Annotated in this window: 28 protein-coding genes and 1 tRNA gene; 11 read left to right on the forward strand and 18 right to left on the reverse strand. The window is 70.5% G+C overall.

All coding sequences use genetic code 11. The features are described from left to right. Positions 1–57 precede the first annotated feature (57 nt). Genes ilvD through upp form a run of 3 tightly spaced genes read right to left on the reverse strand, consistent with a single transcriptional unit; the run spans position 58 to position 2,778 of the window. Complete coding sequence (gene ilvD, locus H6G99_RS01180; RefSeq protein ID WP_190609380.1) at positions 58–1,734, reverse strand: dihydroxy-acid dehydratase; 1,677 nt, start codon at positions 1,732–1,734, stop codon at positions 58–60. 48 nt (positions 1,735–1,782) lie between these two features. Next, positions 1,783–2,070, reverse strand: a complete 288-nt coding sequence (locus H6G99_RS01185; RefSeq protein WP_190609382.1) for a hypothetical protein — start codon at positions 2,068–2,070, stop codon at positions 1,783–1,785. Positions 2,071–2,112: 42 nt separating this feature from the next. Next, positions 2,113–2,778, reverse strand: a complete 666-nt coding sequence (gene upp / locus H6G99_RS01190; RefSeq protein WP_190609384.1) for a uracil phosphoribosyltransferase — start codon at positions 2,776–2,778, stop codon at positions 2,113–2,115. A 47-nt stretch (positions 2,779–2,825) separates the two neighbouring features. On the opposite strand from upp, the gene H6G99_RS01195 reads away from it, so the two are divergent. Continuing rightward, complete coding sequence (locus tag H6G99_RS01195) at positions 2,826–3,398, forward strand: pentapeptide repeat-containing protein (RefSeq protein ID WP_286190922.1); 573 nt, start codon at positions 2,826–2,828, stop codon at positions 3,396–3,398. A 52-nt stretch (positions 3,399–3,450) separates the two neighbouring features. Next, positions 3,451–4,548 (forward strand): cobalamin biosynthesis protein CobW, encoded by a 1,098-nt coding sequence (gene cobW, locus H6G99_RS01200; protein ID WP_190609387.1) that lies wholly within the window; start codon positions 3,451–3,453, stop codon positions 4,546–4,548. 15 nt (positions 4,549–4,563) lie between these two features. Here the strand turns inward: cobW and H6G99_RS01205 are convergent, their stop codons facing one another. Continuing rightward, a complete protein-coding gene (locus H6G99_RS01205) occupies positions 4,564–4,926 on the reverse strand; it encodes a hypothetical protein (RefSeq protein WP_233133816.1) in 363 nt (120 codons plus the stop codon). Positions 4,927–5,019: 93 nt separating this feature from the next. Here H6G99_RS01205 and purS point away from each other — a divergent pair, with 93 nt between their 5' ends. Further along, the gene (gene purS / locus H6G99_RS01210) at positions 5,020–5,277 is read left to right on the forward strand and encodes a phosphoribosylformylglycinamidine synthase subunit PurS (RefSeq protein ID WP_094584545.1); all 258 of its coding nucleotides are present in this window, start codon (positions 5,020–5,022) and stop codon (positions 5,275–5,277) included. 11 nt (positions 5,278–5,288) lie between these two features. Next, a complete protein-coding gene (gene purQ / locus H6G99_RS01215; RefSeq protein WP_190609389.1) occupies positions 5,289–5,942 on the forward strand; it encodes a phosphoribosylformylglycinamidine synthase subunit PurQ in 654 nt (217 codons plus the stop codon). A 4-nt stretch (positions 5,943–5,946) separates the two neighbouring features. Here purQ and H6G99_RS01220 read toward each other — a convergent pair whose 3' ends face one another. Further along, the gene (locus H6G99_RS01220) at positions 5,947–6,546 is read right to left on the reverse strand and encodes a peroxiredoxin (RefSeq protein ID WP_190609390.1); all 600 of its coding nucleotides are present in this window, start codon (positions 6,544–6,546) and stop codon (positions 5,947–5,949) included. 47 nt (positions 6,547–6,593) lie between these two features. On the opposite strand from H6G99_RS01220, the gene H6G99_RS01225 reads away from it, so the two are divergent. Then, positions 6,594–6,950 carry a hypothetical protein gene (locus tag H6G99_RS01225; protein ID WP_190609392.1) on the forward strand — a complete coding sequence of 119 codons (357 nt, stop codon included), beginning with the start codon at positions 6,594–6,596 and terminating at the stop codon, positions 6,948–6,950. A gap of 97 nt (positions 6,951–7,047) precedes the next feature. Here H6G99_RS01225 and H6G99_RS01230 read toward each other — a convergent pair. From H6G99_RS01230 to psb32, 6 genes are all read right to left on the reverse strand, one after another. Further along, positions 7,048–7,121 (reverse strand) — tRNA-Met (locus H6G99_RS01230). A gap of 45 nt (positions 7,122–7,166) precedes the next feature. Further along, positions 7,167–8,174, reverse strand: coding sequence for a LysM peptidoglycan-binding domain-containing M23 family metallopeptidase (locus H6G99_RS01235; protein ID WP_286190923.1), 1,008 nt, complete (start codon positions 8,172–8,174; stop codon positions 7,167–7,169). A gap of 154 nt (positions 8,175–8,328) precedes the next feature. Next, positions 8,329–8,820, reverse strand: coding sequence for a tRNA (cytidine(34)-2'-O)-methyltransferase (locus tag H6G99_RS01240; RefSeq protein ID WP_190609396.1), 492 nt, complete (start codon positions 8,818–8,820; stop codon positions 8,329–8,331). Positions 8,821–8,832: 12 nt separating this feature from the next. Beyond that, the gene (locus tag H6G99_RS01245) at positions 8,833–9,414 is read right to left on the reverse strand and encodes a bifunctional adenosylcobinamide kinase/adenosylcobinamide-phosphate guanylyltransferase (protein ID WP_190609398.1); all 582 of its coding nucleotides are present in this window, start codon (positions 9,412–9,414) and stop codon (positions 8,833–8,835) included. After that, positions 9,401–10,546 (reverse strand): proton extrusion protein PcxA, encoded by a 1,146-nt coding sequence (pxcA, locus tag H6G99_RS01250; RefSeq protein ID WP_094584551.1) that lies wholly within the window; start codon positions 10,544–10,546, stop codon positions 9,401–9,403. The genes H6G99_RS01245 and pxcA overlap by 14 nt, the downstream gene beginning before the upstream one ends. Positions 10,547–10,568: 22 nt before the next feature. Next, the gene (gene psb32 / locus H6G99_RS01255; protein WP_190609400.1) at positions 10,569–11,357 is read right to left on the reverse strand and encodes a photosystem II repair protein Psb32; all 789 of its coding nucleotides are present in this window, start codon (positions 11,355–11,357) and stop codon (positions 10,569–10,571) included. 37 nt (positions 11,358–11,394) lie between these two features. Here psb32 and H6G99_RS01260 point away from each other — a divergent pair, with 37 nt between their 5' ends. Further along, on the forward strand, positions 11,395–12,072 hold the full coding sequence (locus tag H6G99_RS01260; RefSeq protein ID WP_190609402.1) for a cofactor assembly of complex C subunit B: 678 nt from the start codon (positions 11,395–11,397) through the stop codon (positions 12,070–12,072). On the opposite strand, the gene lptC is transcribed toward H6G99_RS01260, so the two are convergent. Next, a complete protein-coding gene (gene lptC / locus H6G99_RS01265) occupies positions 11,990–13,123 on the reverse strand; it encodes an LPS export ABC transporter periplasmic protein LptC (RefSeq protein WP_158219496.1) in 1,134 nt (377 codons plus the stop codon). The two genes, H6G99_RS01260 and lptC, sit on opposite strands and share 83 nt — an antisense overlap. Continuing rightward, entirely contained in the window at positions 13,120–14,670 is a 1,551-nt protein-coding gene (gene metG, locus H6G99_RS01270) for a methionine--tRNA ligase (protein ID WP_190609404.1), read from the reverse strand. Before metG ends, lptC begins: the two co-directional genes overlap by 4 nt. Before the next feature lie 149 nt (positions 14,671–14,819). Between metG and H6G99_RS01275 the strand changes: the two genes are divergently transcribed. Genes H6G99_RS01275 through H6G99_RS01285 form a run of 3 tightly spaced genes read left to right on the forward strand, consistent with a single transcriptional unit; the run spans position 14,820 to position 17,620 of the window. Beyond that, positions 14,820–16,682, forward strand: coding sequence for an FAD-dependent oxidoreductase (locus H6G99_RS01275; protein ID WP_094584555.1), 1,863 nt, complete (start codon positions 14,820–14,822; stop codon positions 16,680–16,682). Continuing rightward, positions 16,679–17,269 carry a hypothetical protein gene (locus tag H6G99_RS01280; protein ID WP_094584556.1) on the forward strand — a complete coding sequence of 197 codons (591 nt, stop codon included), beginning with the start codon at positions 16,679–16,681 and terminating at the stop codon, positions 17,267–17,269. The genes H6G99_RS01275 and H6G99_RS01280 overlap by 4 nt, the downstream gene beginning before the upstream one ends. Positions 17,270–17,305: 36 nt before the next feature. Next, positions 17,306–17,620: a hypothetical protein gene (locus H6G99_RS01285; protein ID WP_233133818.1), complete on the forward strand. Its 315-nt coding sequence runs from the start codon at positions 17,306–17,308 to the stop codon at positions 17,618–17,620. Between the two features lie 11 nt (positions 17,621–17,631). Here the strand turns inward: H6G99_RS01285 and H6G99_RS01290 are convergent, their stop codons facing one another. The 3 genes from H6G99_RS01290 to rpmG all read right to left on the reverse strand — a co-directional run bounded on the left by H6G99_RS01290 (position 17,632) and on the right by rpmG (position 20,178). Continuing rightward, positions 17,632–19,671 carry a ribonuclease catalytic domain-containing protein gene (locus H6G99_RS01290; protein ID WP_190609406.1) on the reverse strand — a complete coding sequence of 680 codons (2,040 nt, stop codon included), beginning with the start codon at positions 19,669–19,671 and terminating at the stop codon, positions 17,632–17,634. A 1-nt stretch (position 19,672) separates the two neighbouring features. After that, the gene (gene rpsR, locus H6G99_RS01295) at positions 19,673–19,894 is read right to left on the reverse strand and encodes a 30S ribosomal protein S18 (RefSeq protein ID WP_006041316.1); all 222 of its coding nucleotides are present in this window, start codon (positions 19,892–19,894) and stop codon (positions 19,673–19,675) included. Positions 19,895–19,983: 89 nt separating this feature from the next. Then, complete coding sequence (rpmG, locus tag H6G99_RS01300) at positions 19,984–20,178, reverse strand: 50S ribosomal protein L33 (RefSeq protein WP_015108195.1); 195 nt, start codon at positions 20,176–20,178, stop codon at positions 19,984–19,986. A 112-nt stretch (positions 20,179–20,290) separates the two neighbouring features. Between rpmG and pheT the strand changes: the two genes are divergently transcribed. Continuing rightward, positions 20,291–22,747: a phenylalanine--tRNA ligase subunit beta gene (gene pheT / locus H6G99_RS01305; RefSeq protein ID WP_190609408.1), complete on the forward strand. Its 2,457-nt coding sequence runs from the start codon at positions 20,291–20,293 to the stop codon at positions 22,745–22,747. Here pheT and rlmD read toward each other — a convergent pair. Further along, positions 22,744–24,114 carry a 23S rRNA (uracil(1939)-C(5))-methyltransferase RlmD gene (gene rlmD, locus H6G99_RS01310; RefSeq protein WP_190609410.1) on the reverse strand — a complete coding sequence of 457 codons (1,371 nt, stop codon included), beginning with the start codon at positions 24,112–24,114 and terminating at the stop codon, positions 22,744–22,746. The genes pheT and rlmD overlap by 4 nt on opposite strands. A gap of 122 nt (positions 24,115–24,236) precedes the next feature. On the opposite strand from rlmD, the gene H6G99_RS01315 reads away from it, so the two are divergent. Then, the gene (locus tag H6G99_RS01315; RefSeq protein WP_094584560.1) at positions 24,237–24,731 is read left to right on the forward strand and encodes an allophycocyanin subunit alpha-B; all 495 of its coding nucleotides are present in this window, start codon (positions 24,237–24,239) and stop codon (positions 24,729–24,731) included. Between the two features lie 987 nt (positions 24,732–25,718). Here H6G99_RS01315 and H6G99_RS01320 read toward each other — a convergent pair. Beyond that, positions 25,719–26,801, reverse strand: coding sequence for a J domain-containing protein (locus tag H6G99_RS01320; protein WP_094584561.1), 1,083 nt, complete (start codon positions 26,799–26,801; stop codon positions 25,719–25,721). Between the last annotated feature and the right edge of the window lie 44 nt (positions 26,802–26,845).

Below are 26,845 nucleotides of genomic sequence, written 5' to 3' on the forward strand. Positions count from 1 at the left end.
GCCTGCATCGCCCTGCGCAAACTGCACGTTTCTGAAATCGGGCTGAAGGCCCGCGCTTCAGTCCGGGTACAGGTCGGTGACGGCCCCCAGGCTGCTGCTGCTCACCAGCCGGGCGTACTTGCCGAGCACCCCGGTGCGGTAGCGGGGGGCGGGCTTCGTCCAGGCGCTGCGGCGCCGGGCCAGCTCCTCCTCGGCCACGTTGAGCTGGATCAGCCGCTGCTTCGCATCCACCGTGATGCTGTCGCCCTCCTGCACCAGGGCGATGGTGCCGCCCACGGCGGCTTCCGGGGCCACGTGGCCCACCACCATGCCGTAGGTGCCGCCGGAGAAGCGGCCGTCGGTGATCAGGGCCACCGAATCCCCCAGACCCTCACCGATGATCGCGGCGGTGGGGGCGAGCATCTCGCGCATGCCGGGGCCGCCCACCGGACCCTCGTACCGGATCACCACCACATCGCCGGCGCTGATGCGCTTGGCGAGGATGGCGGCCAGGGCGTCCTCCTCACTCTCGAACACCCGGGCCGGGCCGGTCATCACCGGGTTCTTGACGCCACTGATCTTGGCCACGCTGCCATCCTCGGCCAGGTTGCCCCGCAGGATCGCCAGGTGGCCCTGGGCGTAGAGGGGCTTCGAAAGGGGCCGGATCACGTCCTGACCGGCCGGAGGTTCGGAGGGCACGTCGGCGAGCACCTCCTTAAGGGTGCGCCCCTCGATCGTGCGGCAGTCGCCGTGCAGCAGGCCGCCGTCGAGCAGCAGCTTCATCACCTGGGGGATGCCGCCGGCCCGGTGCAGGTCCACGGTCACGTAGCGGCCGCTGGGCTTGAGGTCGCAGATCACGGGCACCTTCTGGCGGATCGTCTCGAAGTCGTCGATCGTCAGCGGCACGCCCGCAGTGCGGGCGATCGCCAGCAGGTGCAGCACCGAGTTGGTGGAGCCGCCCACCGCCATGATCACGGCGATGGCGTTCTCGAAGGCTTCCCGGGTCAGCAGGTCCCGGGGGCGGATGCCGGCCGCGATCGCCTGCACCAGCACCTCGGCCGAGCGGGCGGCACTCTCGGCCTTCTCCGGGTCCTCCGCCGCCATGGTGGAGCTGTAGGGCAGGCTCAGCCCGAAGGCCTCGAAGGCCGAACTCATCGTGTTGGCGGTGAACATGCCGCCGCAGCTGCCGGCGCCGGGGCAGGCGTTCTTCTCGATCGCCAGCAGCTCCGCCTCGTCGATCCGGCCACCGGAGAGCTGCCCCACCGCCTCGAAGGCACTCACCACGGTGAGATCACAGGGACCGAGTTTGCCCGGCTTGATCGTGCCCCCGTAGACGAAGATCGCCGGGATGTTCATGCGGGCCATGGCGAGCATGGCGCCGGGCATGTTCTTGTCGCAGCCGCCGATGGCCAGCAGGCCATCCATGCTCTGGGCGTTGCAGGCGGTTTCGATCGAATCGGCGATCACCTCCCGGGACACCAGGGAGTACTTCATCCCCTCGGTCCCCATCGAGATGCCGTCGCTGACGGTGATGGTGCCGAACATCTGGGGCATGGCTCCGGCCCCATGGGCGGCCTGCTCGGCCCGCCGGGCCAGATCGTTGAGGCCGATGTTGCAGGGGGTGATCGTGCTGTAGCCGTTGGCGATGCCGATGATCGGCTTGCCGAAGTCTCCGTCGCCGAAACCGACGGCCCGCAGCATGGCCCGGTTGGGGGAGCGTTGGAGGCCCTTGGTGATGGCGTCGGAGCGCAGCATGGCCGGGGAGGAACGGGTCTGGAGGAACTTACCGAGGGGCCTGCGCCCTCAGGCCTGGGGCTGCAGCTGCTCGAGCTGGCGGCGCACCTCGTCGATCGCCTGGTTGAGTTTCTGGACGCGGTCGTGCAGCTGGTCGCTGCTCACCGGCGGCTCCTCGAAGGCTTCGCTGAGGCGGGAGACGCGCAGCATCCGCAGCTGGCGCTGGGAGAGCCGGTGACGATCGGCCCGGCGCAGCAGCCAGACCGCCAATCCGGCGGCGCCCATCACCGCCCCGGCGGCCCCGGCCAGCAGAACCAGACTGCCGCTGGCGGACGATTGCTGCCGGGAATCAGCCATGAACCTGCAAAGGAAGGGGTATCGGGACCTGAGGGGCCCAGCCTAGGCAGTGGCGGCGGCGATTCCATACAGCCGCTCGCTCACCTCGCCGAAACCCGGGACGACGCGGTGGCGGCTGTCCACCTCGGGGTCGATGCCGGCGCAGTAGATGGTGAGCTGGCTGTGGTGGTCGCCGACAACCTTCAGCCCGGGGCTCGCGGCCAGGGTGGTGATCACCCGCAGCCGCTGGCCCTCCACGCCCAGGCCCGCCAGACGGTCGAGCAGGGCCAGCAGGATCGAGCCGCTGGCGAGGACGGGCAGGAACACCAGCACGCCGCTGCGGGGATCGATGGTGGCCGGCAGGTCGTCGAGGAACCAGTGGGGCTTGTGATCGGGCCCGCAGGGCTCGATGCCAACATGGGCCAGCTGGGCCGACGGCAGCACGGACTGGGCCCCCTGCCAGAGCCCCAGGCCCCCCCGCAGCACCGGGATCACCAGCAGGGGCACCTCCGGATCGACCACCTGGCCGTCGCAGTGGCCCAGGGGCGTGGTGATCGACACCGGCCGATGGGGCAGCCAGTCGCGCAGGGCCTCATAGGTGAGCCAGCGGCCCAGCTCCGCCATGGCGGTGGCGAACAGGGGCGAGGGGGTGGCCCCGTCGCGCAGCAGGGTGAGCCAGTGGCCGATCAGGGGATGGGGGGGGACCACCACCCGCAGGGACATGCTCATGACGGGCTGCGTCTGCCTAGCTTGATCCGGCAGCGTACCGGTGTGGCATGGTCCCCAGCTCCCTTCCCTCCCCCGTGATCGTCCGGCGGTCCAGGGCCCCGCTGGCCGACCTGCTGGGGTCCGTCCTGGGGGGCGTGCTGGGGACGGTGCTGGGCCTGCTGCTCGTCTGGACCGTGCTGCCGGTGGCCCCGGCCCAGGCGATCACCGCCCCCGAGCTGCGCGCCCAGCGCTCCTTCCAGGACCTCGACCCCGACCTGCGGGGCCGCAACCTGCAGCAGCAGGAGTTCCTCAAGGCCTCGATGGAGGGCTTCGATCTGCGCGACGCCGACCTGCGCGGGGCCGTGTTCAACTCCACCGACCTGCGCCAGGCCGACCTGCGCGGCGCCGACCTGGAGGACGTGGTGGCCTTCGCCACCCGCTTCGACGGGGCCGACCTGCGCGGTGCCCAGTTCCGCAACGCCATGCTGATGCAGAGCCGCTTCCGGGATGCCCGCATCGACGGGGCCGACTTCAGCGACGCGGTGCTCGACCTGCCGGAGCAGAAGGCCCTCTGCGCCCGTGCCGCCGGCAGCCATCCCCTCACCGGTGTCGACACCAGGGAGAGCCTGGGCTGCCGCTGACCCCCGCCGGCTGGGCCTCCCCTAGGTTTCGGTTCCCCCTGCCCTCTCCCCGATGACCGCCACCAGCACCCGACGGCTGCCGGTCACGGTGGTGACCGGATTTCTGGGGGCCGGCAAGACCACCCTGCTGCGCCACCTGCTCCTGGAGAGCGGACTGCGGCTGGCCGTCCTGGTCAACGAGTTCGGTGAGGTGGGCATCGACGGCGATCTGATCGCATCCTGCGGCTTCTGCCCCGAGGAGGAGCTGGACGACCGGCTGGTGGAGCTGGCCAATGGCTGTCTCTGCTGCACCGTCCAGGATGAGTTCCTGCCCACGATGCAGCGGCTGCTGGAGCGGGCCGACCGGCTCGACGGCATCGTGGTGGAAACCAGCGGCCTGGCCCTGCCCGAGCCCCTGGTGGCCGCCTTCGGCTGGCCGGAGATCCGCAGCCGCACCAGGGTGCACGGGGTGGTCACGGTGGTGGATGGCGAGGCGATGGCCGCCGGCCACGTGGTGGGGGACGCCGAGGCGGTGGAGGCCCAGCGCCGGGCCGACCCCAGCCTCGACCACATCAGCGCCATCGAGGACCTGTTCGCCGACCAGCTCGGTGCGGCCGACCTGGTGCTGGTGAGCCGGGCCGACCGGCTGGAGCCGGAGGCCCTGGCCCGGGTGAGCGAGGCGCTGCGCGCCGACCTGCGCCCCGGCACCGTGGTGCTGCCCATGGCCCGGGGCCGTCTCGATCCCTCCCTGGTGCTGGATGGTCCCGGCCGTGATCACGACCACGACCATGACCATGACCATGACCATGACGACCACGATCACCACGATCACGATCACGACCACCACGACCATGCCCACGTGGCGATGGAGTCGATTGTCCTGCGACGGGCCGGCCAATGGGGGCGAGCCGCCCTGGAGGCCCAGCTGCAGCAACTGCTGATCGACCATCCCGTCGTGCGGCTCAAGGGGCGGCTGCGTCAGGACGGCAAGCGCCTGCCGCTGCAGATCCAGGGGGTCGGACGACGCCTCGACTGCTGGTACGAGGAGCGGGCGGGGATGGCCCCAGCCGCCGCCCCCGCCGAGGGCGATGGCCCCGACGGCCTGGAGCTGGTGGTGCTGGCCACCGCCGGCGCCGCAGGCCCCCTGCGCGACGCCCTCGATCGCCTCTGAGGCACCAGGCCAGCGTCAGTCGAGGGGGATGTCACCCCGGGCGCAGATCCCGTCCCAGCAGAGATCGGTGTTCTCCACCCAGCGGCTGTTCACCGGCTGCCAGCTGCCGGAGGGTTTAAGCATCGTCACCCGGCCACGACCGTCATGGCGGAACTCGATCCTCTGGCCCCCCACCAGCAGGAACCAGTGGAGGCCGAGCTCCTCGACCTGCATCTGGCACTCCTGCCAGGGACCATCGGCAACGCGGCACTGCAGCGACACCAGCCCCGGCAGGGAGTGGGCCTGCAGGGCCGTGCAGGCCAGGGCCAGGCCCGCCAGCCAGGCCAGCAATCCGGGCCCCAGCGGATCCAGCAGAAACCGTCGCAGGGAGGGCACCACGACCAGCGGTGCGGAGCATCAACTCCAGGCTGGTGCTGCGCCGGGGGGGTGGTGGGGCGTGCTGCCAAGATTTAACAAACGTCCGTGCCCCCGGTGCCGCTCTTCAACGCCCGCGTTCAGGTTTCCCTGCGCCCCTCCGTGCTGGACCCCGCCGGGGAGGCCACCCGGGCCGCCGCCGCCCGGCTCGGGGTGGAGGGCGTGAAGCGCCTGCGGATCGGCAAGGCGATCGAGCTGGACCTGGAGGCGCCGGACCGGGCCACCGCCCAGGCCCGGCTTGAGCTGCTCAGCGACCGCCTGCTCGCCAATCCGGTGATCGAGGACTGGTCGCTGGATCTGGCCGAAGCGGGTTGAGGGGCGGACCGATGACCGTCGGCATCGTTGTGTTTCCCGGCTCCAACTGCGACCGGGACGTGGCCTGGGCCCTGGAGGGCTGCCTGGGCATTCCCGTGCGCTTCCTCTGGCATGAGGAGCGCGACCTGTCCGGCCTCGAGGCCGTCGTGCTGCCGGGGGGCTTCAGCTACGGCGACTACCTGCGCTGCGGCGCCATCTCCCGCTTTGCCCCCGTGCTGGAGGAGGTGCGCAGCTTCGCCGAGCGCGGCGGGCCCGTGCTCGGCATCTGCAACGGCTTCCAGGTGCTCACGGAGATGGGCCTGCTACCCGGAGCCCTCACCCGCAACCGGGATCTGCACTTCCTCTGCCAGAGCAGCCCCCTGGAGGTGCAGCCCGGGGCCTGCCGGTGGCTGGGCGCCTACGGCGCCGGCGAGCGCATCAGCCTGCCGATCGCCCACGGGGAAGGGCGCTATCAGGTGGAGCCCCAGGAGCTGGAGCGCCTCGAGGATCAGGGCTGTGTGGTGCTGCGCTACGTCGCCAATCCGAACGGATCACGGGGCGACGTGGCCGGCCTGACCAATCCCGCCGGCAATGTGCTCGGCCTGATGCCCCATCCGGAGCGGGCCTGTGATCCGGTCACCGGCGGCCTCGACGGCCGGCGCCTGCTGCAATCGCTGCTGGGCTGAGGTCTCAGTCCAGGGCTGCGAAGTAGTCGCGACTGCCACGGGGATCGGGGGTCAGGGTGCGGGCCCCGGGCGTCCAGTCAGCGGGACAGACCTGGCCCGGCTGGTTCCGCACGTGCTGGAACGCCTGCAGCACCCGCAGGGTTTCGTCCACACTGCGGCCGACGGCCACATCGTTGACGGTGCTGTGGCGGATCACCCCATCGGGGTCGATCAGGAACAGTCCCCGCAGGGCCGTGCCGGCCTCCTCGTCCAGCACGTGGTAGGCCCTGGCGATCTCCTTGTTGAGATCCGACACCAGGGGGTAGGCCACATCCCCGAGCCCCCCGCTCTTTCGTTCGGTCTGTACCCAGGCCAGATGGCTATAGGGACTGTCGATAGACACGGCCAGGATGGCGGCGCCGAGGCGGGCGAATTCCCCGTGGCGATCACTGAAGGCCGTGATCTCCGTGGGACAGACGAAGGTGAAATTGAGGGGATAGAAGAACAGCACCACATCCCTGCCGCGATAGTCGCGCAGCGACACCTCTCTGAACTCCTGATCCACCACGGCGGTGGCGCGAAAGTCAGGGGCTTCGAGGCCCACGAGCCTGTCGCTGCTGGTCATGGTGGGCCTGGCCCTACGATGATGTCCAAAGTAGCGATGCCTCTGCCATGGGTTGGGATCCAACCGTTCTGCGGAAATACAACACCACCGGCCACTTCCGGCTCATCAATCAGCTGCGTTCCGAACTCAAGGGCAATCCCCTGATCCGCCCCAAGGATGGGGAAACCGTGGGCGCCGCCAACCGCAGCAAGAGCCTCACCCGTGCCCTGCAGAACCGTTCCCAGTCCGGGGGTTACGGCCGCAGCCGCCGCTCGGTCCAGAGCTCCCAGCCCGTCGTCGTCACCGCCGCGCCTGCCCTGCCCGTGATCGCTCCGCTGCCGGCCCGGGTCGAGAGTGTGGAAAGCCAGGAGGCGGCCAATGCCCGCAGCTTCCGTGAACGGCTCAACGCCATCGAGATGCGCTGAACCCGCAGCTTCGAGAGGGCGTCAAGATTGTTGTAACCAGGGGGGAATGTCTCCACCCCGGTTACAAGGATTCAGGGACAAATGACCCAGGGAAAAGTGGCTCGGGGGAGACTTGAACTCCCGACCTTGGGGTTATGAATCCCACGCTCTAACCAGCTGAGCTACCGAGCCAATCCATCTGACTTTAGACGATGGCCTGCTCGGCCCCCTGCCGGGTCAAGCCCGGGGGGGGAGCATCTGCAGGGGGTTGACCGCGCCGCGGCCGGGGGGGTGGATCTCGAAGTGCAGGTGGGGACCGGTGCTGCGGCCGGTACTGCCCATCTGGCTGATCACCTGACCCTGGGTCACCGTCTCGCCCCTGGCCACCAGCAGGCGGCTGTTGTGGGCGTAGAGGCTGCGGCTGCCGTCGGGGTGGGCGATCTCCACCAGGAAGCCGTAGCCGCCGTCATGCCAGCCGGCGAAGACGACCTGGCCCTCCCTGGCGGCCATGATCGGGGTGCCGACGTTGTTGGCCACATCGATGCCCTTGTGCATCCGGCCCCAGCGCCAGCCGAACCCGGAGGTGAACACCCCGCGGGTGGGCCAGATCCAGCTGGTGGAAGGGGCTGTGGTGCCACCCTCGAAGGGGGGCTGGGGGTCGCCGAACTCGGGGAGCTCGGGCCAGCTGATGCCGCCGCTCACGGAGGGCTTCAGGCCCAGCAGCATGCGGGAACGGCCCGGTGCCGACTGGGCCAGTCGCACCTGGCTGCCCACCACCAGGCGGGCGGTTTCCAGGCCCGGATTGAGGCGCACCAGTTCGGCCACGCTCAGGCCGTAGCGCTGGGCCAGCTTGAGCACCGTGTCGCCGAAGCGGACGACGCCATCCCGTTCGACGGGCGGAGGGGTGGAGACAGGGGGGCTCTGGCGCTGGGCAGAGGCGTCAAGGGAGGCGATGCGGCCGATGCGCTCCTTGCCCCGGGACGGCACCACCAGCCAGTCGCCGTTGCCGAAGCGGTGGTCTTCATCGACGTCATTGAGGCGGGCCAGGCGGCTCTCATCGAGGTCGAGGGCGGTGGAGAGCTCCTCGATGGACACCGGACGGCGCACCTTGACCCAGAGCCGGTCGGTGGCGGAAGGCAGGGAGGCCAGCAGGGTCTCGGTGGACACCGTGCTGGTGGAATCATCAGCGAGAACGGCCACGAGCGGCACGACGGCCGGTGTGGAGAGCAGAAAGGGAAGAATCAAGCGGAAAGGCTTCATGCATTTCACATCCAGCGGACAAAACCCAGCAGAGAATCCAACATCTGCGGGTCCGGCAGAGAGTAGCGCTATGAACCACAGGCGGCAAGGTTCCTCAGGCACAACTCGGTCGGGACATCGGGACGGTCCCCCTTGGGTCTCAGGAGTCGCTGCCTGCGGCCGGCCCGATCTGGCGCAGGGCCTCGAACAGCACGATGCCAACGGACACCGAGAGATTCAGGCTGCGGACGCCCCCCTGGCCGTCCCGGGCCCGGCAGGCCATCGGGATGGTGAGCCGCGCTTCGGCCGACGCCTGCAGGTCGTTCGGTAATCCGTCCGTCTCCCGTCCGAACAGCAGCCAGTCGTCGGGATGGAAGCGGAAATCGGTGTAGGACGCCTCCGACTGGCTGCTGAGGGCCACCAGACGGCCACCCCGCCGCCGTCGCTCCGCCTGGAAGCGCTCCAGGTCGCCGTGGCGGTGCAGCGACACCCAGGGCCAGTAATCCAGGCCGGCCCTGCGCAGATGGCGGTCGCTGATCGTGAAGCCCAGGGGTTCGATCAGATGCAGTTCGCAGCCGGTGGCGGCGCAGGTGCGGGCCACGTTGCCGGTGTTCGGCGGGATCTGGGGCTGGTAGAGAACGACGCGGGGCATCCGGGGCGGTCCTCAGGAGCCGGGAGGCACGGGCTGGCTCAGGGCCAGCAGGTCGATGGCACGCCCCTGCAGGACGAGCCAGGCCGCCTCGCTGTGGGCCTGGAGGGTCTGCTGCATCCCCCCGAGCCGGTCGCGGAAGCGGGATCCGGCCGCCGTGGCCGGCACCACCCCCCAGCCGGTCTCCTCGCAGACCAGTACCAGGGGCGCCGGGCAGGCGCCGATGGCCCCGAGCAGCTCGTCGCAGCGGAGCCGCCAGTCCGGCGCCTCCAGCTCCAGGTGGGCGGCCACCCAGGTTCCGAGCGAATCCACCAGCCCCAGCTGCCCGACCTGCAGACGTTCCAGCTCGGCGGCCAGCTCACCGCCCACCTCGCGGCAGCCCCATTCAGGGGGACGCCGGAGGCGGTGGCGCCGCAGCCGCTCCTGCCAGGCGTCGTCGTCGGGCAGGGAGGGCCCGGTGGCCAGGTAGATCACCGCCAGGCCGCTGGCGCCGGCCAGATGCTCGGCCCAGCGGCTCTTGCCGCCCCGCGAAGGTCCACTGACCAGCGTGAGGCGCGGATGGCGCTGGACCCCGGTCGGGGGCTCAGCCGCCACCATTCATGTTGCGCAGGGTGGCCACCGAGGACGGCGAGACGCGGTTGAGGTAACGGAAGATCCAGTACTTGAAGATCGTGGCCAGGACCACCGGGAAGGTGGCGATGAAGAGCATCACGAAATTCTCCTGGGCCGGTAATCCCAGATGGTGGGCGACACCATCGAGCAGCACCGTCCAGCCCTCCGGACTGTGGAATCCCACGAAGATGTCCGTGAACAGGATGATGGCGAAGGCCTTGGCGCTGTCGCTCAGGCCATACACCATTTCGTCGATGAAGCCCCGCAGCACCTGGATGTCGCGCCGTCCGGCGATGGCCACCGCCACGAAGCCGATGAAACCGCAGACATCGGCCAGGACGTTCTTGATGGCATGGGTGCTCTCCTGGTCGGCCTCCTCCTTCAGCTCCTGGGCCCGCTTGGCCAGCTCCGTCTGGAGGTCCTCGCGGCTGGGCAGGGCCTTGCCCGCCAGCAGAGCGTCGAATTCGATCTCCGCCTGGTACACCCGCAGCTTCTCGACGGCCCGCTCCTCCAGGTGGGGTTTCGGGTAGGCGAGGAAGGCGTTGTCGGGGGCGAAGCGATCCACCAGGGGCGACACCACGTAGGTGCGGCTCACCTGCTGCACCAGCACCGGCACCAGCACCAGCAGCAGCAGGATCCGCAGCGACACCAGGGTGGAATCGCGGCGGCGGCGGAAGCCCGCCACCACGCTGGCCTCTGCCTCCGGGTCGAGCTGGCGGCGCACCTGGTCGACCACGCTCACCAGGCTGCGGGGCAGCATCTCCGGGGTGCGGCTCAGGGCCGGCAGCTCCTCCCGGGCCACGGCATATCGGGCGGTGACCGTGTCGATCAGCTGGTACTGGCGCAGTTCCTGGCCGGAGAGCTCCTGCCGGTACGGGGCCAGCACGCCCCTGGACTGGCGGCAGACCTGCAGGGCCGCCCGGAAGCGGCGCAGCACCTGGGACTGCATCGCCCGCGGGATGCTCAGCTCCAGTTCGGGACGCACCGGCCGGTCGTTGTAGTGCTCCATCTCGATGCTCTGGATGAGCAGGGCGGCTTCATAGCCGCGTTCAAGATCGGAACTCAGGTCGAGGGAGCGGGCCCGCCCGAAGGTACCCATCCAGTTCGTCAGTCCCATGGGGAGGCGGGTAGCGGGGGGATCAGCGGGAGAAGACCCACCAGGTGAGCATCGGCACCACGGTGCCCACCACCAGCAGGACGATCACCCAGGTGAAGGCATTGCTGCTGGAGGTCTCCTCCCGGGTGGGGATGTTGCTGACGACGGCGGCCGTCTCCTCGATGACAGGTTCGCCGGAATCTTCCCCGCCCTGGAGAACGGTGGCAAGGCGTTGCAGGGCGTCGACGGCCGACTGTCGGTAGCGGTCGCCGCTGCGGAGCGGCTGGGCCATCGTGGTGGCCGCGGTGCTCTTCAGCAGCTCGCTGGGCAGCTGGCGGTCGAGGGGGGGCTGGGCCGCAATCGCCGTGGCCCGGGTCTGGGTATCGATCAGCAGCAGCAGCAAGGGATCGGGACTGCTGCCGGCCGGGGGATCGGCCGTCCAGCGCTCCAGCAGCTGTCCGGCGAGGGTGTTGAGGTCAAGGCCGTAGTCGAGCCGGGTCAGGGTGATCAGGCGGGCATCGACCCGTTCGGCGCTGAAGGCCTGCAACTGGCGCTCGATCTCGGCCTTGCCCGCCCGGCTGAGCACGTCGGCGCCGTCGAGCACGTGCTCGGCCGGTGGACGGGCGGGCAGATCCGACGCCGACAGGGCCCGGGCGGCCGCGACCGGAGCCGCCAGCACCAGGCCGATGGCCAGCACCAGGGAGAGCAGGGAGCGGAGCAGCCCGGAGCGGCGGGTGGGGCCGGGGTGGACTGCCGCCACCAAAGGCGTCACTGAAGCCAAGGCCATCGTGCAAGACGCCACCAGTCTGCCGTTGCGGCTCCGTTCCGGCATCCTGAAGGCAGCTTCGGAGCCGGACGCCACGATGACGATGTCCGCCCCCGCCCGCGTCGTCCTGGCCTGCGGCGCCACGGGCCTGGCCCTGGCCGTGCTCAATCAGATGACGGCCCCGAGCCTGGAGCCGCCCCTGGAGCGGGCCTCGGTGCTGGCCAGCATCCTGGCGGTGCTGCTGCTGCTGGTGGCCCTGCTCTGGCAGCGGGTGGAGCCCGTGGCACCGGAGCGGGTGGCGCTGGAGGGCCGCCAGGGGCTGCGCTTGGCGCCGGATCTGGAGGCTGCTCTGGCCGAGGAGCTGGGCTGGGGCAGCACGATGCTGCTGACGGCGACGCCGGCGGCGGTGGTGCTGCTCCACTGGCGCGGGCACACCCTGCTGGAGCGGGGCGTGCTGGGCAGCGGCGACTTCCTGCCCGGGGCGATCTGCGCCCGCAGCATGGCCAGCGGCAAGGCCATTTCCCTGGTGGACCTGAAGCTCTACCCGGGCCGGGATGAGTTCAGCAGCCTGCCCTCGGGCCTGCCGGCGGTGGTGGTCCAGCCCCTCGGCACCGAGGGGGTGCTGGTGCTGGGCGGCTGGTCGCCCCGCTGCTTCAGCCGCAGCGATCTGGTGTGGGTCGAGGGCTGGGCCCGCAGGCTCACAGGCGAATTGGCTCGGGTTTCGGGCGCGGCGCCACCGGCCGGGGAGGTGTCGTCGACGGCGGCACCTGGAACTGGCTGAACACCCGGCCTCCCGGGTTGGTCACCACCACGGTCCCCTTGTTTCCCAGCTGGCCCCGCAGCACGCTGCCGCGGGTGAGCTGGCGGCTGGCCGGCCGCTGCAGCAGCACCGAGCCATCGGCGGTGACCGCCTGGGTCTGCCAGTTCCAGGAGCAGCTCTGAGCTTCGAGGCTGGCACCGTCCTGCTGGAGGAAGCAGCCCGAGGGGATCCGCACCAGATGCTGGCCGGCGTCCACCTGCAGGGCCTTGCCCCGGGCGCTGGCGCCGCCGGCCACCGCCGGGTCGCTGAACAGCACCGGCGGCCCAAGGTTGAACAGCTGGGTCTGGGTGTTGCCGACCAGGGAGGTGGCGGTGAGGGTCTGGAGCGGGCGGGTGGAGGCCGAGCCCGGCGGCCGCCGTTCCCCCAGCACCGGCCCGCGGGCGGTGAGGGCACCGCTGCCCGGTTGCCAGAGCACCGAGGTCACCGTCACCAGGATCTGGGGGTCGCCGACGGGGTTGGCCCGGAAGGGATCGAACGCCTGGGCCCAGCGCTGCAGCTGGGGCTTGCCCTGCAGCTCCAGGGTGTCCTTATCCAGGCGGAAGGTGGCCCGCTCGGCGGAGAGCCGGGTATGGGGGTCGAACCCTTCCGGATGGCGGTCGATCTCCATCAGGTTGCGGGAGGGAAGCCAGCGCACCCGGGAGCCCTGGATCATCACCGGCTCCTTCCCGAGGCGCTGCAGCCGGATCCGCCCCTCCAGCAGGATCACGGCCCCGTCGTTGATCACGGTGCCGGTGGAGGCCTCCACCCGGTAGGCCGGCTTGCCGTCGCTGTAGATCACGCCGCGGGGCTGGAGGGCCCGGGCCACCCGGCGACGCAGGTCGTAGCGGGCCTCGGGGCTGGTGAGTTCCCAGTTGGGGCGTCCGAACACGTCCTGCTGGCGCAGATCCAGGGAACGGAACACGAAGGGGGTGGGCGCCGTCTCGCGGGCGACGTCGCCGCGGCCGCAGCCGGCGAGCAGCAGCACCAGCAGGGCCGACAGGCGCCAGGGTCGCGCGGGGAGGGAAAGCGTCAAAGGGGGGAATCCAGTTCCAGTCGGTGCATCACCGGCGTCGGTTCGGGCAGGGCCAGACCACTGGCCAGCTTCCCCCAGTGTCGGGCCGCCGTCCAGCCGTTGTCGGCCAGCAGCACCGGCTGGGCCAGCTGCCCGAGCATGCGCCCGGAGAGATCCGGCAGCAGCGGGGCCAGCAGCACGGCCACCCAGCGGCTCGTCTCCAGCACGGCATAAAGGTCTTCGGCCACACCGTCGAAGCCCTCCTCGGCCTTGATCGCCTTCCAGGGGGCGCGATCGTTCAGGAAGCCGTTGGCCGCCTCGGCCAGCTCCAGGATCGCGGCGGCCGCCGTGCGGAAATCCAGTGCCTCGAGGGCCCCGTCGACGGTCTGGGCGCAGGCGAGGCAGCGCACGGCCAGGGGATGGTCGGCGCTGGCGGCGGCTCCGGCCGGTGGCACGCCACCGTCGAACCAGCGGCGCGCCATCGAGGAGGTGCGGTTGAGCAGGTTGCCGATCGTGTTGGCCAGGTCGTTGTTGACCAGATCGCTGAAGCGCTGCTGCTGGAAATCGCCGTCATCGCCGAAGGGGATGTCCCGCAGCAGGTACCAGCGGACCGCATCGGTGCCGCAGCGCTCCAGCAGGACGTCGGGATCGAGCACGTTGCCCAGGGACTTGCCCATCTTCTGGCCCTCCCGGGTGAGGAAGCCGTGGCCGAAGACCTTCTCCGGCAGGGGCAGCCCCGCCGACAGAAGCATCGCCGGCCAGTAGACGGCGTGAAAACGCAGGATGTCCTTGCCGATCACGTGCAGCTGGGCCGGCCAGCCGCGCTCGGCAAGCAGGGTCAGGTCGGCGGGATCGTCAGGCTCCAGCAGGGCCGAGAGGTAGCCCAGCAGGGCGTCGAACCACACATAGAAGGTATGGCCCTCGTAGCCGGGAACCGGAATGCCCCAGGGCAGATCGAGCCGGGAGATGGAGAAGTCCCGCAGGCCACCGGCGACGAAGTTCTCCACCTCCCGGCGCCGGGAGCGCGGCGCGATGAAGCCGTCACTGGCCACCAGCTGCTCGATCTGCTCCTGGTAGCGGGAGAGGCGGAAGAAGAGGTTGAGCTCGTCGCGCCACTCCAGGGGGCGCAGGTGGATCGGGCAGTGGGGCTCGGTGGCTGCCGGCGATTCCTCCTTGAACTCCTCGCAGGCGACGCAGTACCAACCCTGCTGGCGACCTTCCACCACATCGCCGCTGGCCTCGACCCGGGCGAAGAACTGCTCCACGACCGCCCGGTGGCGCGGGTCGGTGGTGCGGATGAAGCGGTCGTTGCTGATGCCCCAGCGGCGCCACAGGTCGCGGTACTCGCCGCTGATGGCGTCGCAGTGGGCCTGGGGGGTGAGGCCGGCCGCTTCGGCCGAGCGCTGGATCTTCAGGCCGTGCTCGTCGCAGCCGGTGATGAAGGTGACCCGCTCCCCCTGCAGCCGTCGGAAGCGGGCAATGCTGTCGCAGGCGAGGGTGGTGTAGGTGCTGCCCAGGTGGGCGCGGTCGTTGACGTAATAGAGGGGGGTGGTGAGGGTATAGGTCATCGGCAGGCGACGTCGGCCGGGTCCGCCGGCGGCAGGTGGGTGTCCCGTGACGGCCCCCGTGACGCCCTAGGGCCCAGGCCCGGGGCCCGGATCCTACCCATGGCCTTGGGATGGGATGCTGGCCCCCTGACCCCGGCCCCTTCTCCCCGATGCGCACGGGATTCGATCGCAGGGCGGACGTGCTCGTGTGGGGCGGCGGCAGCGGTGGTGTCGCCGCGGCGCTGCAGGCCGCCCGCTCCGGCGCCGACACCCTGCTGCTCACGCCCGGGCCGTGGCTGGGCGGCATGGTGAGCGCGGCCGGGGTGTGCGCCCCCGACGGCAACGAGCTGAGCCCCTGGCAGAGCGGCCTGTGGGGGGCCCTGCTGCGGGCCCTGCAATGGATCGAGCCGGAGGGTCTGGATCAGAACTGGGTGAGCTGCTTCGGCTACCGCCCCGCCAGTGCCGAGCGGATCCTGCGCCGCTGGGTGGCGGCCGAGGAACGGCTGGAGTGGTGGTCCGGCGTGCGGCTGGAGGCGGTGGAGCGCGACGGCGACCGCATCGGCGCCGTGACGGTGCAGCACAGGGGCATCCAGCGGCGCCTGCGGCCCACGGTGGTGATCGATGGCAGCGACCGGGGCGAGCTCTATCCCCTGGCCGGCGCCCCCTTCCGCTTCGGCTGGGAGGCCAGGGAGCTCTGGCAGGAACCCAGCGCCCCCACGGCCGAGCGCCTCGGGAACGACCCCTTCTTCCAGCGGCAGCCGGTGCAGTCGCCCACCTGGGTGTGCCTGGGCCAGCTGGACGAGAGGGGGGGACCGGTGGCCCCCGATAGGGAGGCCTGGCGCCGCAGCCCCCCTCCCCTGCCGGAGCCCTTCGCGGCGGCCACCGAGTCCTTCGGCCTGGAGCGCACCCTCACCTACGGCCGCCTGCCCGGGGGCCTGGTGATGCTGAACTGGCCCCTGCATGGCAACGACTGGCACCAAGGTCTGGAGCGGGCTTTTCCGGAATGCTTCGCCGGAGGTGCCGCCGCCGACGTCGCTGCGGTCGAAGGGGAGCTGCTCGCAGCGATGCGCGACCACAGCGAGGCCTTCGCCGCAGCCCTGTGCCAGGCCAGCGGCGGCTGGCTGGGCCCCGCAGCGGTGTTTCCTACACCCGAGGAGGCCAGGGCCGGGCGGCTCAGCGGCGCCGGATCCCTGGCCCTGATGCCCTACTGGCGGGAGGGCCGCCGGCTGGTGGCCCGGGAGCTGGTGCTGGAGCAACACCTGCTGCCCCAGGGGGAGGGTGCCTGCATCGCCCCCCTCAGCCGCGCCGCCGATGGGGCCTTGACCTGCATCGCCGTGGGCAACTACGCCAACGACCACCACTACCCCGGCGGCGACTGGCCCCTGGCCCCCAAGAGCTGCCGCTGGGGCGGCCGCTGGAGCGGCACCCCGTTCACCATCCCCTACGGCGCCCTGGTGAGTGAGGGGGTGACCAACTTGCTGGCGGCCGACAAGGGTTTCGGCGTCAGCCACATGGCCAACGGAGCCACCCGGCTCCAGCCCCTGGTGCTCAACATCGGCCAGGCCGCCGGGCTGGCGGCGGCCCTGTGTGTGCTCGATGGAGTGGAGCCGGCCGCCCTGCCGGTGCGGCGTCTGCAGGAGGCCCTGATCGGCGATCCGCTGGCTCCGGCCGGTGTGGTGCCGCTGTGGGATACCCCCTGGCACCACTCCCGCTGGCGCGAGCGGCAGCGGGAGGTGCTGGAGGCCCCGGAGCGTCTGGATCGCCACGGCCAACTGGAGGCGGCGGAGCTGGCGGCACTGTCGGGCTGGGCGCCGCCGCCGGAGCCGGGAGAGCGCCTCTGGCGCGGGGAGCTGGTGCCCGACGGCCAGGGCGGCTACGTGCTCCACGGCGAGGCGGGGGCCTGGCCGGTGATCACCCTGGAGCCGGCCCTGCACCACTGGCTCCTTAGCCTCGATCGCCCCACCCCTGTGGCCCTGATCGGCTGTGCCAACCCCTGGGGCCCCTGGCTGCGGGTGTCAAGGCTCGTGACGTGAAGCTGCTGTTCAGTGGCGCCGCCATCGCCCTCACCTTCGCGGCCTTCCTCCCTTACATCGTCTCAATACGGGCCGGCCGCACCCGCCCCCATGTGTTCTCCTGGCTGATCTGGGGGGTCACCACGCTGCTGGTGTTCCTGGCCACCTGGGCCGCCGGCGGCGGGGTCGGGGCCTGGCCCACCGGCGTGTCGGCCCTGATCACCTTCTCCATCGCCTGGCTGGCCTTCACCCATGGCGCCGATCGGGCGATCACGACAAGCGATTGGCTGTTTCTGGCCGGCGCCGCCTCGGCCCTGCCCTTCTGGTTCCTCACCGCCGACCCGCTCGGGGCCGTGGTGGTGCTCACTTTGGTGGATCTGCTGGGCTTCGGCCCCACCCTGCGGCGCGCCTGGAGCCACCCGGAGCAGGAACGGATCGGCTTTTTCAGCCTGTTCGTGCTGCGCAACCTGCTGGTGCTGCTCTCCCTAGAGCGGCTGACGCTGACCACGGCCCTGTTCCCGGCGGCGGTGGGCCTGGCCTGCGTGGGGGTGGTGGTGCTCCTGCTCTGGCGGCGACGCCGCCTGCAGCGCCTGGGCCAGCCGGCCTGAGTTCGGTCAGGATGGGCTGATCAGCGCCGTTGCCCCATGGTTTCCACCAACCCAGGATCCGCCCTCCGGCCCCTGCCCGTGCTGCTCTCGGTGGCGGGTTCGGCGCTGCTGCTGGCCGCCCTGCCGGCCCGGGCCCAGGGCCTCAACAACATGCGCGACCAGCTGATCATCCATTACTGCACCCTGGCGGTGAATGCCGATTTCACCAAGGCGGGCAAGCCGGTGCCGGCCGGCCTGGCGAAGGACACGTGCACCTGCGTCGCCCAGCAGGTCAACGCCCGAGCCTCCATTGCCCAGGCCGAAACCATCTGCAAGCAGCAGGCGATGGGCAAGTACAACCTCAGCCCCTGAGGCCGCCGGGGTCAGCCCGCGGCCGTGAAGCGCAGCAGGTCCCGCAGGGAATCCACCTGCTGCAGCCGCACCAGCAGGGCGTCGCCGGGACCGGGGTCGCCATGGCACTCGGCGGCCAGATCCATGGCCAGATCGGGCAGGTGCACCAGGCCGAGCCGGTCCTGGGGCCGCAGCCAGCGCAGAAACAGCCCCGGCCACTGGTGCTGCTCCTGGGCCTCGAACCACACCTGCTGCCAGTGGCGTTGGTCCTCCCGGGCGATCTGCAGTCCCTGGCGGATGGCCCCCTCCAGCTCCGCCAGCAGCGCCCCCAGCTCCGCCTCCTCCAGCACCGGCTGCCCCTGCTGATGGGCCAGCAGCTGGCGTTGCACCAGCAGGTCGTTGTAACGGCGGATCGGTGAGGTGGCCTGCACGTAGCAGGGCAGGCCCAGGGAAAAGTGGGGGGCCGGAGTGGTGCCGAGATGGCCCCGGCTGAGGCAGCGCTTGATGGCGGCATGGCGCACCGGACCCGCCGGCAGGCTCGCCAGTTCCGCCTCAGGCGGCAACTCCGCCGTCAGCTGGCTGCGATAGGGCAGGGCCAGACCCTGCTCCTGGCCGTGTTGGGCGATCACGGCTCCGGCCAGGATCATGGCCTCGGCCACCAGGGTGCGCGACGGGGACGGCTCAGTGATCTCCAGCTGGGCCCCCAGCTCGTCGCAGCGGATCCGACCCTCGGGCTGGTCCAGATCGAGGGCCCCCCGGGCCAGCCGCCAGCGCCGCCGCCGCTCCATCAAGGCATGAATCTCTTCGAGATAGCGCTCCTGGGGCGGGGCCAGCTCGATCAGCTCATCGGCATCGGCATAACTCAGGCGGTAGGCGGGCCGCACCCAGCTGGACTCCAGCCCATGGGCGGCCACGGCGCCGTCATCGGCCAGCTCCACCCACAGGCTCAGGGCCGGGCAGCGCTGACCCATGCGCAGGCTCATCGGGCCGGTGCTGAGCACCTCGGGGAACATCGGCAGTGGCCCCCGGGCCAGGTAGAGGCTGCTGGCCCGGCGCCGGGCCTCGGTGTCGAGGGGGCTGCCCGCTGCCACCAGCCGGCCAGGGTCGGCGATGTGGATCCACAGCCGCGGTTTCCCATCGGGCCCCTGCTCCAGGGAGAGGCCGTCGTCGATGTCGCGGGTGTCCGCATCGTCGATCGTGACGGTGTGCAGCCCGCTGAGGTCGCGGCGCTGTTCGTCACCGGGAAGCTCCGTGGCGGCCAGCTCCACCAGTTGGCGGGCCTCAGCCTCGAGCTCCTCGCTGAAGCCCGCCTGCCAGGTGGTGTTCTCCAGCGAGGGCAGGTGGTGCCTCTCCCACTGGCCCAGGTCCACCAGCAGGTGCCGGATCGGCGCCGACTCCATGGCGCAGTGGGCTCCCTGCAGGGCGCGGTGCAGGTCGTCGGGCAGGGGACGGCTGGTGTCGCCGCTGGCCCACTCCCGCAGCAGGACCAGGTGCTGGCGCTGTTCGGGATCGAGCTGCTGGGGATCGATCGGGCGGCGCTGGCGCAGGGCGTCCTGCCACTGGCGCCGGCGCTGCTCGGCCAGCTGCTGGCGGCGGGCGTCCCGCCGCAGCCGGCGCACATCCACCAGCGGCCGGGGCTCCACCTGCTGCTGGCGCCAGCGGAACAGGGTCTGGGGGCCCTGCAGCCACAGCCAGCAGGCGGCCCGCTGGATGGGATTGCCGCCGTCGCCGATCAGGTCAACGAAGTCCCCCAGCTCGAGGGACGCCGGGTCATCCAGCAGCAACAGCCAAGCGGCACCCAGCTCCCTGGGGCTGGGGGCGGCCTGCTGCAACGCCTCCGGACTCAGACCCCAGGGGGGCTGGGACAGGCGTGAGGGTGGGGATTGATCGCCGGGGAGGGCGGCCAGCAGATCGAGCTGCCGGACCCCCCTCTGGACGGCCTTGGCCTCAAAGCCCACCCTGAGATCGAGGCGGGTGCCTTTCTCGGCCACGACCACCGCCAGCAGGCTGCGGCTGTCGTCGTGGAGGCCGACCAGGTCACCCGCCGTGAACCGACGCGAGGCGGAAGGCAACTCAGCCTTCGGGATTCACGAAGGGCAGCAGGGCCACGATCCGGGCCCGCTTGACGGCATTGGTGAGATCGCGCTGCTGCTTGGCCGTCAGGCCGGTGAGGCGGCGGGGCAGGATCTTGCCGCGCTCGGTGATGAACTTCTTGAGCAGATCGACGTCCTTGTAGTCGATCGGATCACCGGGCTTGATCGGCGACAGGCGCTTCTTGAAGAAGGAACTGGACATGGGAACGGAGTGGGGGAACGAAAGGAGAAAACTGCCGCTGCAGGGGCCGCGGGACGATCAGGGGATGGGATTCCGCAGGGAATCCAGCCTCACTTGATCTCCTTGTGGACGGTGGAGGCGTTGCAGTGGGGGCAGAACTTCTTGAGTTCGATCCGTTCGGTGGTGTTGCGGCGGTTCTTCTGGGTCGTGTAACGGGACACGCCAGGGGACCGCTTGGCGGGGTTGGACCGGCATTCGGTGCACTCGAGGGTGATCACCAGCCGGACGCCCTTGTTCTTGGCCATGGAAGGACGTTGCGCCGCGGATGCGTTGCAGAGAGACGATCCTGCACCTTACCTCCCGATGGGGAGGGCCCTGATCGCTTCCTAATGTGGGCGGCTGCTGTGCAACCCTCCGATGCTGGTTTCGCTCCAATGGCTCCGGGAGCTGGTCAGCGTGGAACCGGCCGCTCTCGTGCCTGAGTACCTGGCGGAGCGCCTGTCGATCGCCGGTTTCGAGGTGGAGGCCATCGAGGATCTGGCGGCCCGGGCGGCCGGGGTGGTGGTGGGCCATGTGGTGCAGCGCGATCCCCATCCCAATGCCGACAAGCTCAGTGTCTGCAAGGTGGATGTGGGGGCTGGCGAGCCCCTCCAGATCGTCTGCGGCGCCCCGAATGTGCGCCAGGGCCTGCACGTGCCCGTGGCCCTGGTGGGCAGCACCCTGCCGGCGGTGGGGGTGACGATCAAGCCGGCCGAACTGCGTGGGGTGGCCAGCAGCGGCATGATCTGCTCCCTGCGGGAACTCGGCCTCGACGACGGCAGTGACGGCATCGCCGAACTCGACCGTCTGCTGGAGAGCGTGCCCCCCCTGGGGACGGCCGTGGGTCCGCTGCTGGGCCTGGATGATCAGGTGCTGGAACTGGCGATCACCGCCAACCGCCCCGATGGCCTGTCGATGCGCGGCATCGCCCGCGAGGTGGCGGCCCTCAGCGGCGGCAGCACCACCTTCCCCGCGGCGGCGCCCGTGGTGGCCGCCCAGACCCTGGCCGCCGCGGCGGCCGACCGCGAGGCCATCGAGGCGGGGGGGCTGTTCAGCCTCACCGCCCTCGACGGCCTGAAAGTCGGTCCCTCCCCGGACTGGCTGCGCCAGCGCCTGGAGCGGGCCGGTGTGCGCCCCATCAACAACGTGGTGGACATCACCAACCTGGTGATGCTGGAGACGGGCCAGCCCCTGCATGCCTTCGACCGGGATCGTCTGGGGGTGCTCACGGGCGGCACCCCCGAGCCGGCCAGCATCGGCCTGCGGCAGGGCCGCCCCGGGGAAGCCTTCGTGGCCCTCGACGGCCAGGAGCGCACCTTGAGCGAGGAGGCCCTGGTGGTCACCTGCGCCGACCACCCCATTGCCCTGGCCGGGGTGATGGGGGGTCTCGCCGAGGCCGTCACCGAAGCCACCACCGCCATCTGGCTCGAGGCGGCCGTCTTCGCCCCCCAGGCGGTGCGCCGCTCCGCCCGCAGCGTCGGGCTGCGCACCGAGGCCAGCAGCCGCTTCGAGAAGGGGGTGCCGCGGGAGATCACCCTGGCCGCCGCCGACCGGGCCGTGGCCCTGCTGCAGGAACTGGCCGGAGCCAGCGTGGAGGGCCGCTGGCTGCACCAGCGGACCCCGTCTCCCCAGCCGCCCCTGCCCCTGCGCCGCGACGCCCTCCACAACCTGCTGGGTCCGGTGCTGGTGGAGGGCGAGGCCCAGGACCTGGACGATGAACGCATCACCGCCACCCTGGAGGCCCTCGGCTGCGTCCTCGAGGAGGACGAGGAGGGCTGGCAGGTGCGGGTGCCGCCCGAGCGCGCCATGGACCTCAAGCGTGAAGTCGACCTGATCGAGGAGGTGGCCCGGCTGGTGGGCTACGACCACTTCGCCGCCCATCTGCCCGATCCCCTGATCCCCGGCGGCCTGGAGCCGGCCCAGCAGCTGGAACGCCGCCTGCGCCGCAGCCTCTGCGCCGCCGGCCTCCAGGAGATCGTCTCCCTGTCGCTGGTGGCGGCGGCCCCGGACCGGGTGCCCCTGGCCAATCCGCTCCTGGCCGACTACGGCCACCTGCGCGACAACCTGCACCAGGAGCTGCTCCAGGCCGCCCGCCGCAACCTGCAGGCCTCCCTGGGGGGCTTCTGGGGCTTCGAGATCGGCCGGGTGTTCCCGGGTGGTGGGGCCAGCGGTGAGGCGCGCCATGGGGAACGCACCCTGCTGGTGGGGGTGATCGCCGGCGAGCGGCGCGCCGAACGCTGGCGCAGCTCCGGCAAGCCCGCCCCCCCGGACTACTTCCAGGCCCGCGGCGTGCTGCAGGCCGGTCTGGAGCCCCTGCGCCTGCCCCTGGAGGACCGTCCCCTGACCGACGCCCCGCTGCTGCACCCCGGCCGCGCCGCCCAGCTGCTGGTGGAAGGCAAGCCCGCCGGCTGGTTCGGCCAGCTCCACCCGGCCGAGGCCGACGCCCTCGACCTGCCGGCCGCCACCTATGTGTTCCAGCTCGAACTGGAGCCCCTGCTCAGCGCCGGCACCCGCCGCAACCGCTGGCAGCCCAGCTTCCGCGCCTACCCCACCGTGCCGGCCTCGGAGCGCGATCTGGCCCTTGTCGTTCCCGCTGACACCACGGCCGCCGACCTGCTGGCGGCGATCCGCAAGGCGGGCAAGCCGCTGCTGGAGCAGGCCGAGCTGATCGACCGCTACGAAGGTGCCCAGGTGGAGGCCGGCCGCTGCAGCCAGGCCTTCCGCCTGCGCTACCGCGACAGCGCCCGCACCCTCACCGACGAGGAGGTGGAGGCGGCCCATGGGCGGGTGCGCGAGGCCCTCGAGCGCCGCTTCGGCGCCGAACAGCGCCGCTAGACCCTTTCCAGGGCCGCCAGGGCCTCGACGTGGCTGGTGTTGGGGAAGAAGTCCACCGGCTGCACCCAGTTCAGCCGGTAGACCCCTGAGCCGCACAGCTGGGCCAGGTCGCGGGCCAGGGCCGCCGGATCACAGCTCACGTAGGCGATGCGCTCCGGTCGTGCCGCCAGGATCGCGGCGGTGGCGAACGGGTTCAGCCCCTTGCGGGGCGGATCCAGCACCAGGGCCTGCTGGCCCTGGAGGCGCTCCTCCAGCACCTGGGGCACGTCGGCCTGCTCGAAGCTCGCCCGATCCTCCAGGCCGTTGGCGGAGGTATTCAGCCGGGCCATGGTCACGGCACCGGGGTGCAGCTCCAGGCCGGTGACCTGCCAGCCGGCGGCGGCCAGGGGCAGGCTGTAGGTGCCGATGCCGCAGTAGGCATCGAGCAGGCAGCCGCCGGCGGGAGCCGGGCCGAGAGCTTCGATCAGATAGGGAACCAGCCGTTCGGCCTGGCCGGTATTGACCTGGAAGAAGGTGTCGGCGGCGATGCGGAAGCGCAGGCCGGCGAAGCTTTCATGGATCCACTCCCGGCCGCGGATCACCCGGGTCTCGTCGCCCATCAGGCGATTGGTGGGCAGGGGCTGCAGGTTGAGGCAGACACCCACCAGTTCGGGCCAGCGTTCGCACCAGGCGTCGGCCAGGGCCTCAAGGCCGGGCAGGTCGTCATGGCTGCTGATCAGGGTGATGAGCAGCTCCCCGGTGGCCGCCCCCACCCGCAGGCCCAGGTGGCGCAGACCGGGACCCTCCAAGGCCTCGGGGTCGTTGCCGTGGCGATCGATCGGCCAGTCGCTGGCTTCGATGTCGGCCTTGAGGGGGGCGATCAGGGCGTCGATGCGCGGGTCGAGCACCGGGCAGCGGGCCATGTTGACGATCTGGTGCGAGCCCCGGCGGTAGTAGCCGGCGCGCAGGCGGCCATCGGCCCGGCGCTCCAGCGGAATCAGGGCGCGGTTGCGGTAGCCGAGGGTCGGATCGGCCACCAGCAGCGGCCGCACAGGGGCGCTCAGGCCGCCGATGCGCTGCAGGGTCTGCTCGAGGCTGCGCTGCTTCCAGGCGGCCTGGGCCCCGTCCGCCAGGGGCTGGAGGCTGCAGCCACCGCAGTTGTCAGCGAGGATGCAGGGGGGCCGGCGGCGGTCGCCAGAGGGCGTCAGCACCCGCAGCAGCTGACCCACCAGATGGCGCCGCGCCACCGCCTGCAGGCGCACCTGCACGGTGTCGCCGGGCAGGGCGCCGCTGACGAACACCACCAGCCCGTCGTGGCGCCCCACCCCCTGCCCGTCATGGCCCAGGTCGGTGATCTCCAGCTCGAGCCTGTCGCCCACCGAGGCCATCTGGATTCCGCAGCACTGCAGCGACCCTATCGGGGGTCGTGCAAAGGGGCGTTACACCTTGCGCCAGGAGCCCTGGAGGAGGCTTCGGGCTCGATAGGATTCGCCGGACTGTGGTCGCTGCTATGAGCGTCGTTCGCGATCTGATCCTCCAGGCCGATGATCAGCTCCGCTACCCCACCGGCGGCGAGCTGCGCACGATGGTGGAGTTCCTCAGCGGTGGAGCCCGCCGGCTGAGTGTCGTCAGGGTGCTGACGGACAACGAGAAAAAGATCATCGCCGAAGCGTCCAAACAGCTCTTCCTGCGCAAGCCGGACTACGTGGCCCCCGGAGGCAATGCTTTCGGCCAGAAGCAACGGGCCCAGTGCCTGCGTGATTACAGCTGGTACCTGCGGCTGGTCACCTACGGAATCCTGGCCGGCAGCACCGAGCTGATTCAGCAGATCGGCGTGGTGGGTGCCCGCGAGATGTACAACAGCCTGGGCGTTCCCCTCCCCGGCATGGTGGAGGCGATGCGCACCCTCAAGGAGGCGGCCCTGGTGCTGCTGGGTGCTGATGAAGCCACTCTGGCCGGCCCCTACTTCGATTACCTGATCCAGGGACTCCAGACCTCCACCTGAGCGGCCCGATCGTCTCACTCTGGTCCAATCACTGGTCTGACAGTGGGTCTGAGGTGAGACGATCAATCAATTTCCGTAAGCACTCGAGCCTTCCTCCCCGTCACGAACGTGACGGGGTTTTTTGTATGGCCTTCTGCGATGGGAGCGATGCCCGCCGGTGGCGCGGACGATCACCTGGGCAGCGGCAGGGGTGAATCATAGTTCTCATGCGGGACTCGCCCCTTGTCCTGGACTGAGACCCGAGCCAGCCAGTTGCGACGCCAGGACGGCGGTGCTGGCTGGTTCATGGTTTGGCGGTTCGTGGTCCAGGTGCTGCACGGCATGCCTGGTCGGCAAGGCGATGGCCTGGCCAGAGATGGGACCGCCATGGCGCGTGGGAGGCGGATCCAGCGGAAGCTCCTCAGTTGTCGCACATGGGACCCATGACCAGTCCTATGACAACACTCAGCTGAGACTTCTGATGAGCATGCTGCAGGGTCTGTGGGTGTGGATGGACCAGCCTTTGAAGATGGCTCTCCATCTGGGGGTCTTCGAGCGGTTTCCGCGGGATCGGTCGCTTCGGGCCATCGGTTCAGTTTGCGTATCTGTGTCAAAGACAGATACGCCAGGATTCGGATCCCAGTAGTTCCAAGGCTATTCAGGCGCTGTCCAAACCATGGACATGGCCATCGGCCTGGGCAGGCACCCCTGGACAGCCACTGCGCCTGCGATCCATCGGTCGTCGACTGTCGGCAGAGGTCACAAGGTGAAGGAGGTCGGTCGCCACAAATGAAATCGACGAAAAATCACGGTCTTGCGGATAGCGTACAAGTCCAGTGCCGAGACACGCAGCTGGTCTTATCTGGGTTGGCTGAGATGCAAGCGTCATGGGGATGGGAGCCCTCCATCCCATGCTTCCTTTCTAGGACTCAGTATTAGACTAGGTCCTTGTCTCATCCGAGATGCCTGGGCAACTCACGACGCCCCTGATCGGTGCGCGCGGTGAGATCAGCGGTCGCTCGCAGCGCCCTGCCGATAGAGCTCCTTGAGCAGTTGATAGGCCTCGTTGAGGCGTCGCATCGCCTCAACCGACCCGCCGGCGTCAGGATGGTGGCTCTGGGCCATGTCCCGGTAGGCCTCGCGGATCTGGGCAAGGGTCAGGCGCTGGCCGGGATCGGTGGGCAACTGCAGCAGCCGCAGGGCGCCGTGCAGGGTCATGGTGTGCTCCAGCGTCTGGAAGGACGTGCCGCGGCGGCGGCGGCGGAAGCGGTGCACGAAGCGCCGGATCAGGGTCGGGATCCGCAGGCTCAGGGTCGAACCACTGAAGGGGTCTTCCAGCACACCGGCGGTGACCATCACCCGTTCGAACGTCGGCGGGCCATCGCTCCAGCCGGGAACGAACTGCTGCATCACCTGGCAGGCGCCTGACCAGGTGAACGTCCGCCCATCACTCTGGTCCGACTGGGGCCAGATGTCCTGGGCCAGCCAGAGCATGGCCGCCTCCAGCACCGCTTCGTTGGCCGGCGACCCATAGAGGGTGCGCCAGTGGTTGCCGGCCTCCTCCATCGCCTGCTGCACCACCTCCCCGCCGAGGGGCGGCAGGGGGGTCAGGGGCAGGGGGCCGGCGCTCTGCCGTGCCGTGGGCCGCAGGCTGCGCTTGAGGACATCGGAGCGGCGACGCACGAACCCGGGCAGATCGATGCCCCCGCCAGCAGGCTGGGGCCGCGGGGCATGCTCTGCCGGCGCTTCCCACTCGAATTCCGCCTGCAGGGTGTCCATCGCCCCCCGGCCCACCAGCACCAGGGCCCCCTGCTCCTCCAGGTCCCGCTCGTCATCGTCGTGACGCTGGGTTGACCGGCCCTCCGGCGCCTGACCAAGGCCCCCACCGGCATCGCCAACACCAAGGCCATCGCCGTCAGCCTCACCGTCCCCCTCCTCACCGGAGCCGAACAGATCGTCGAGCAGACGCTCGAGCACATCGCCCCGGCTGCGGATGCCCCACTCCCGCCGCAGGTGATCCAGGTGGGCCACCAGCTCCCGGGTGAGGTCGAGGCTGATCCGCTGTCGGGCGTCGTTCGATTTCTCAGCCACGGCAGCCCTCCGTCGGTGCTGGGTTCGCTGGCATCGGACGGCTG

Source organism: Synechococcus sp. FACHB-909 (assembly GCF_014698945.1).
Classification (GTDB): domain Bacteria; phylum Cyanobacteriota; class Cyanobacteriia; order PCC-6307; family Cyanobiaceae; genus Cyanobium.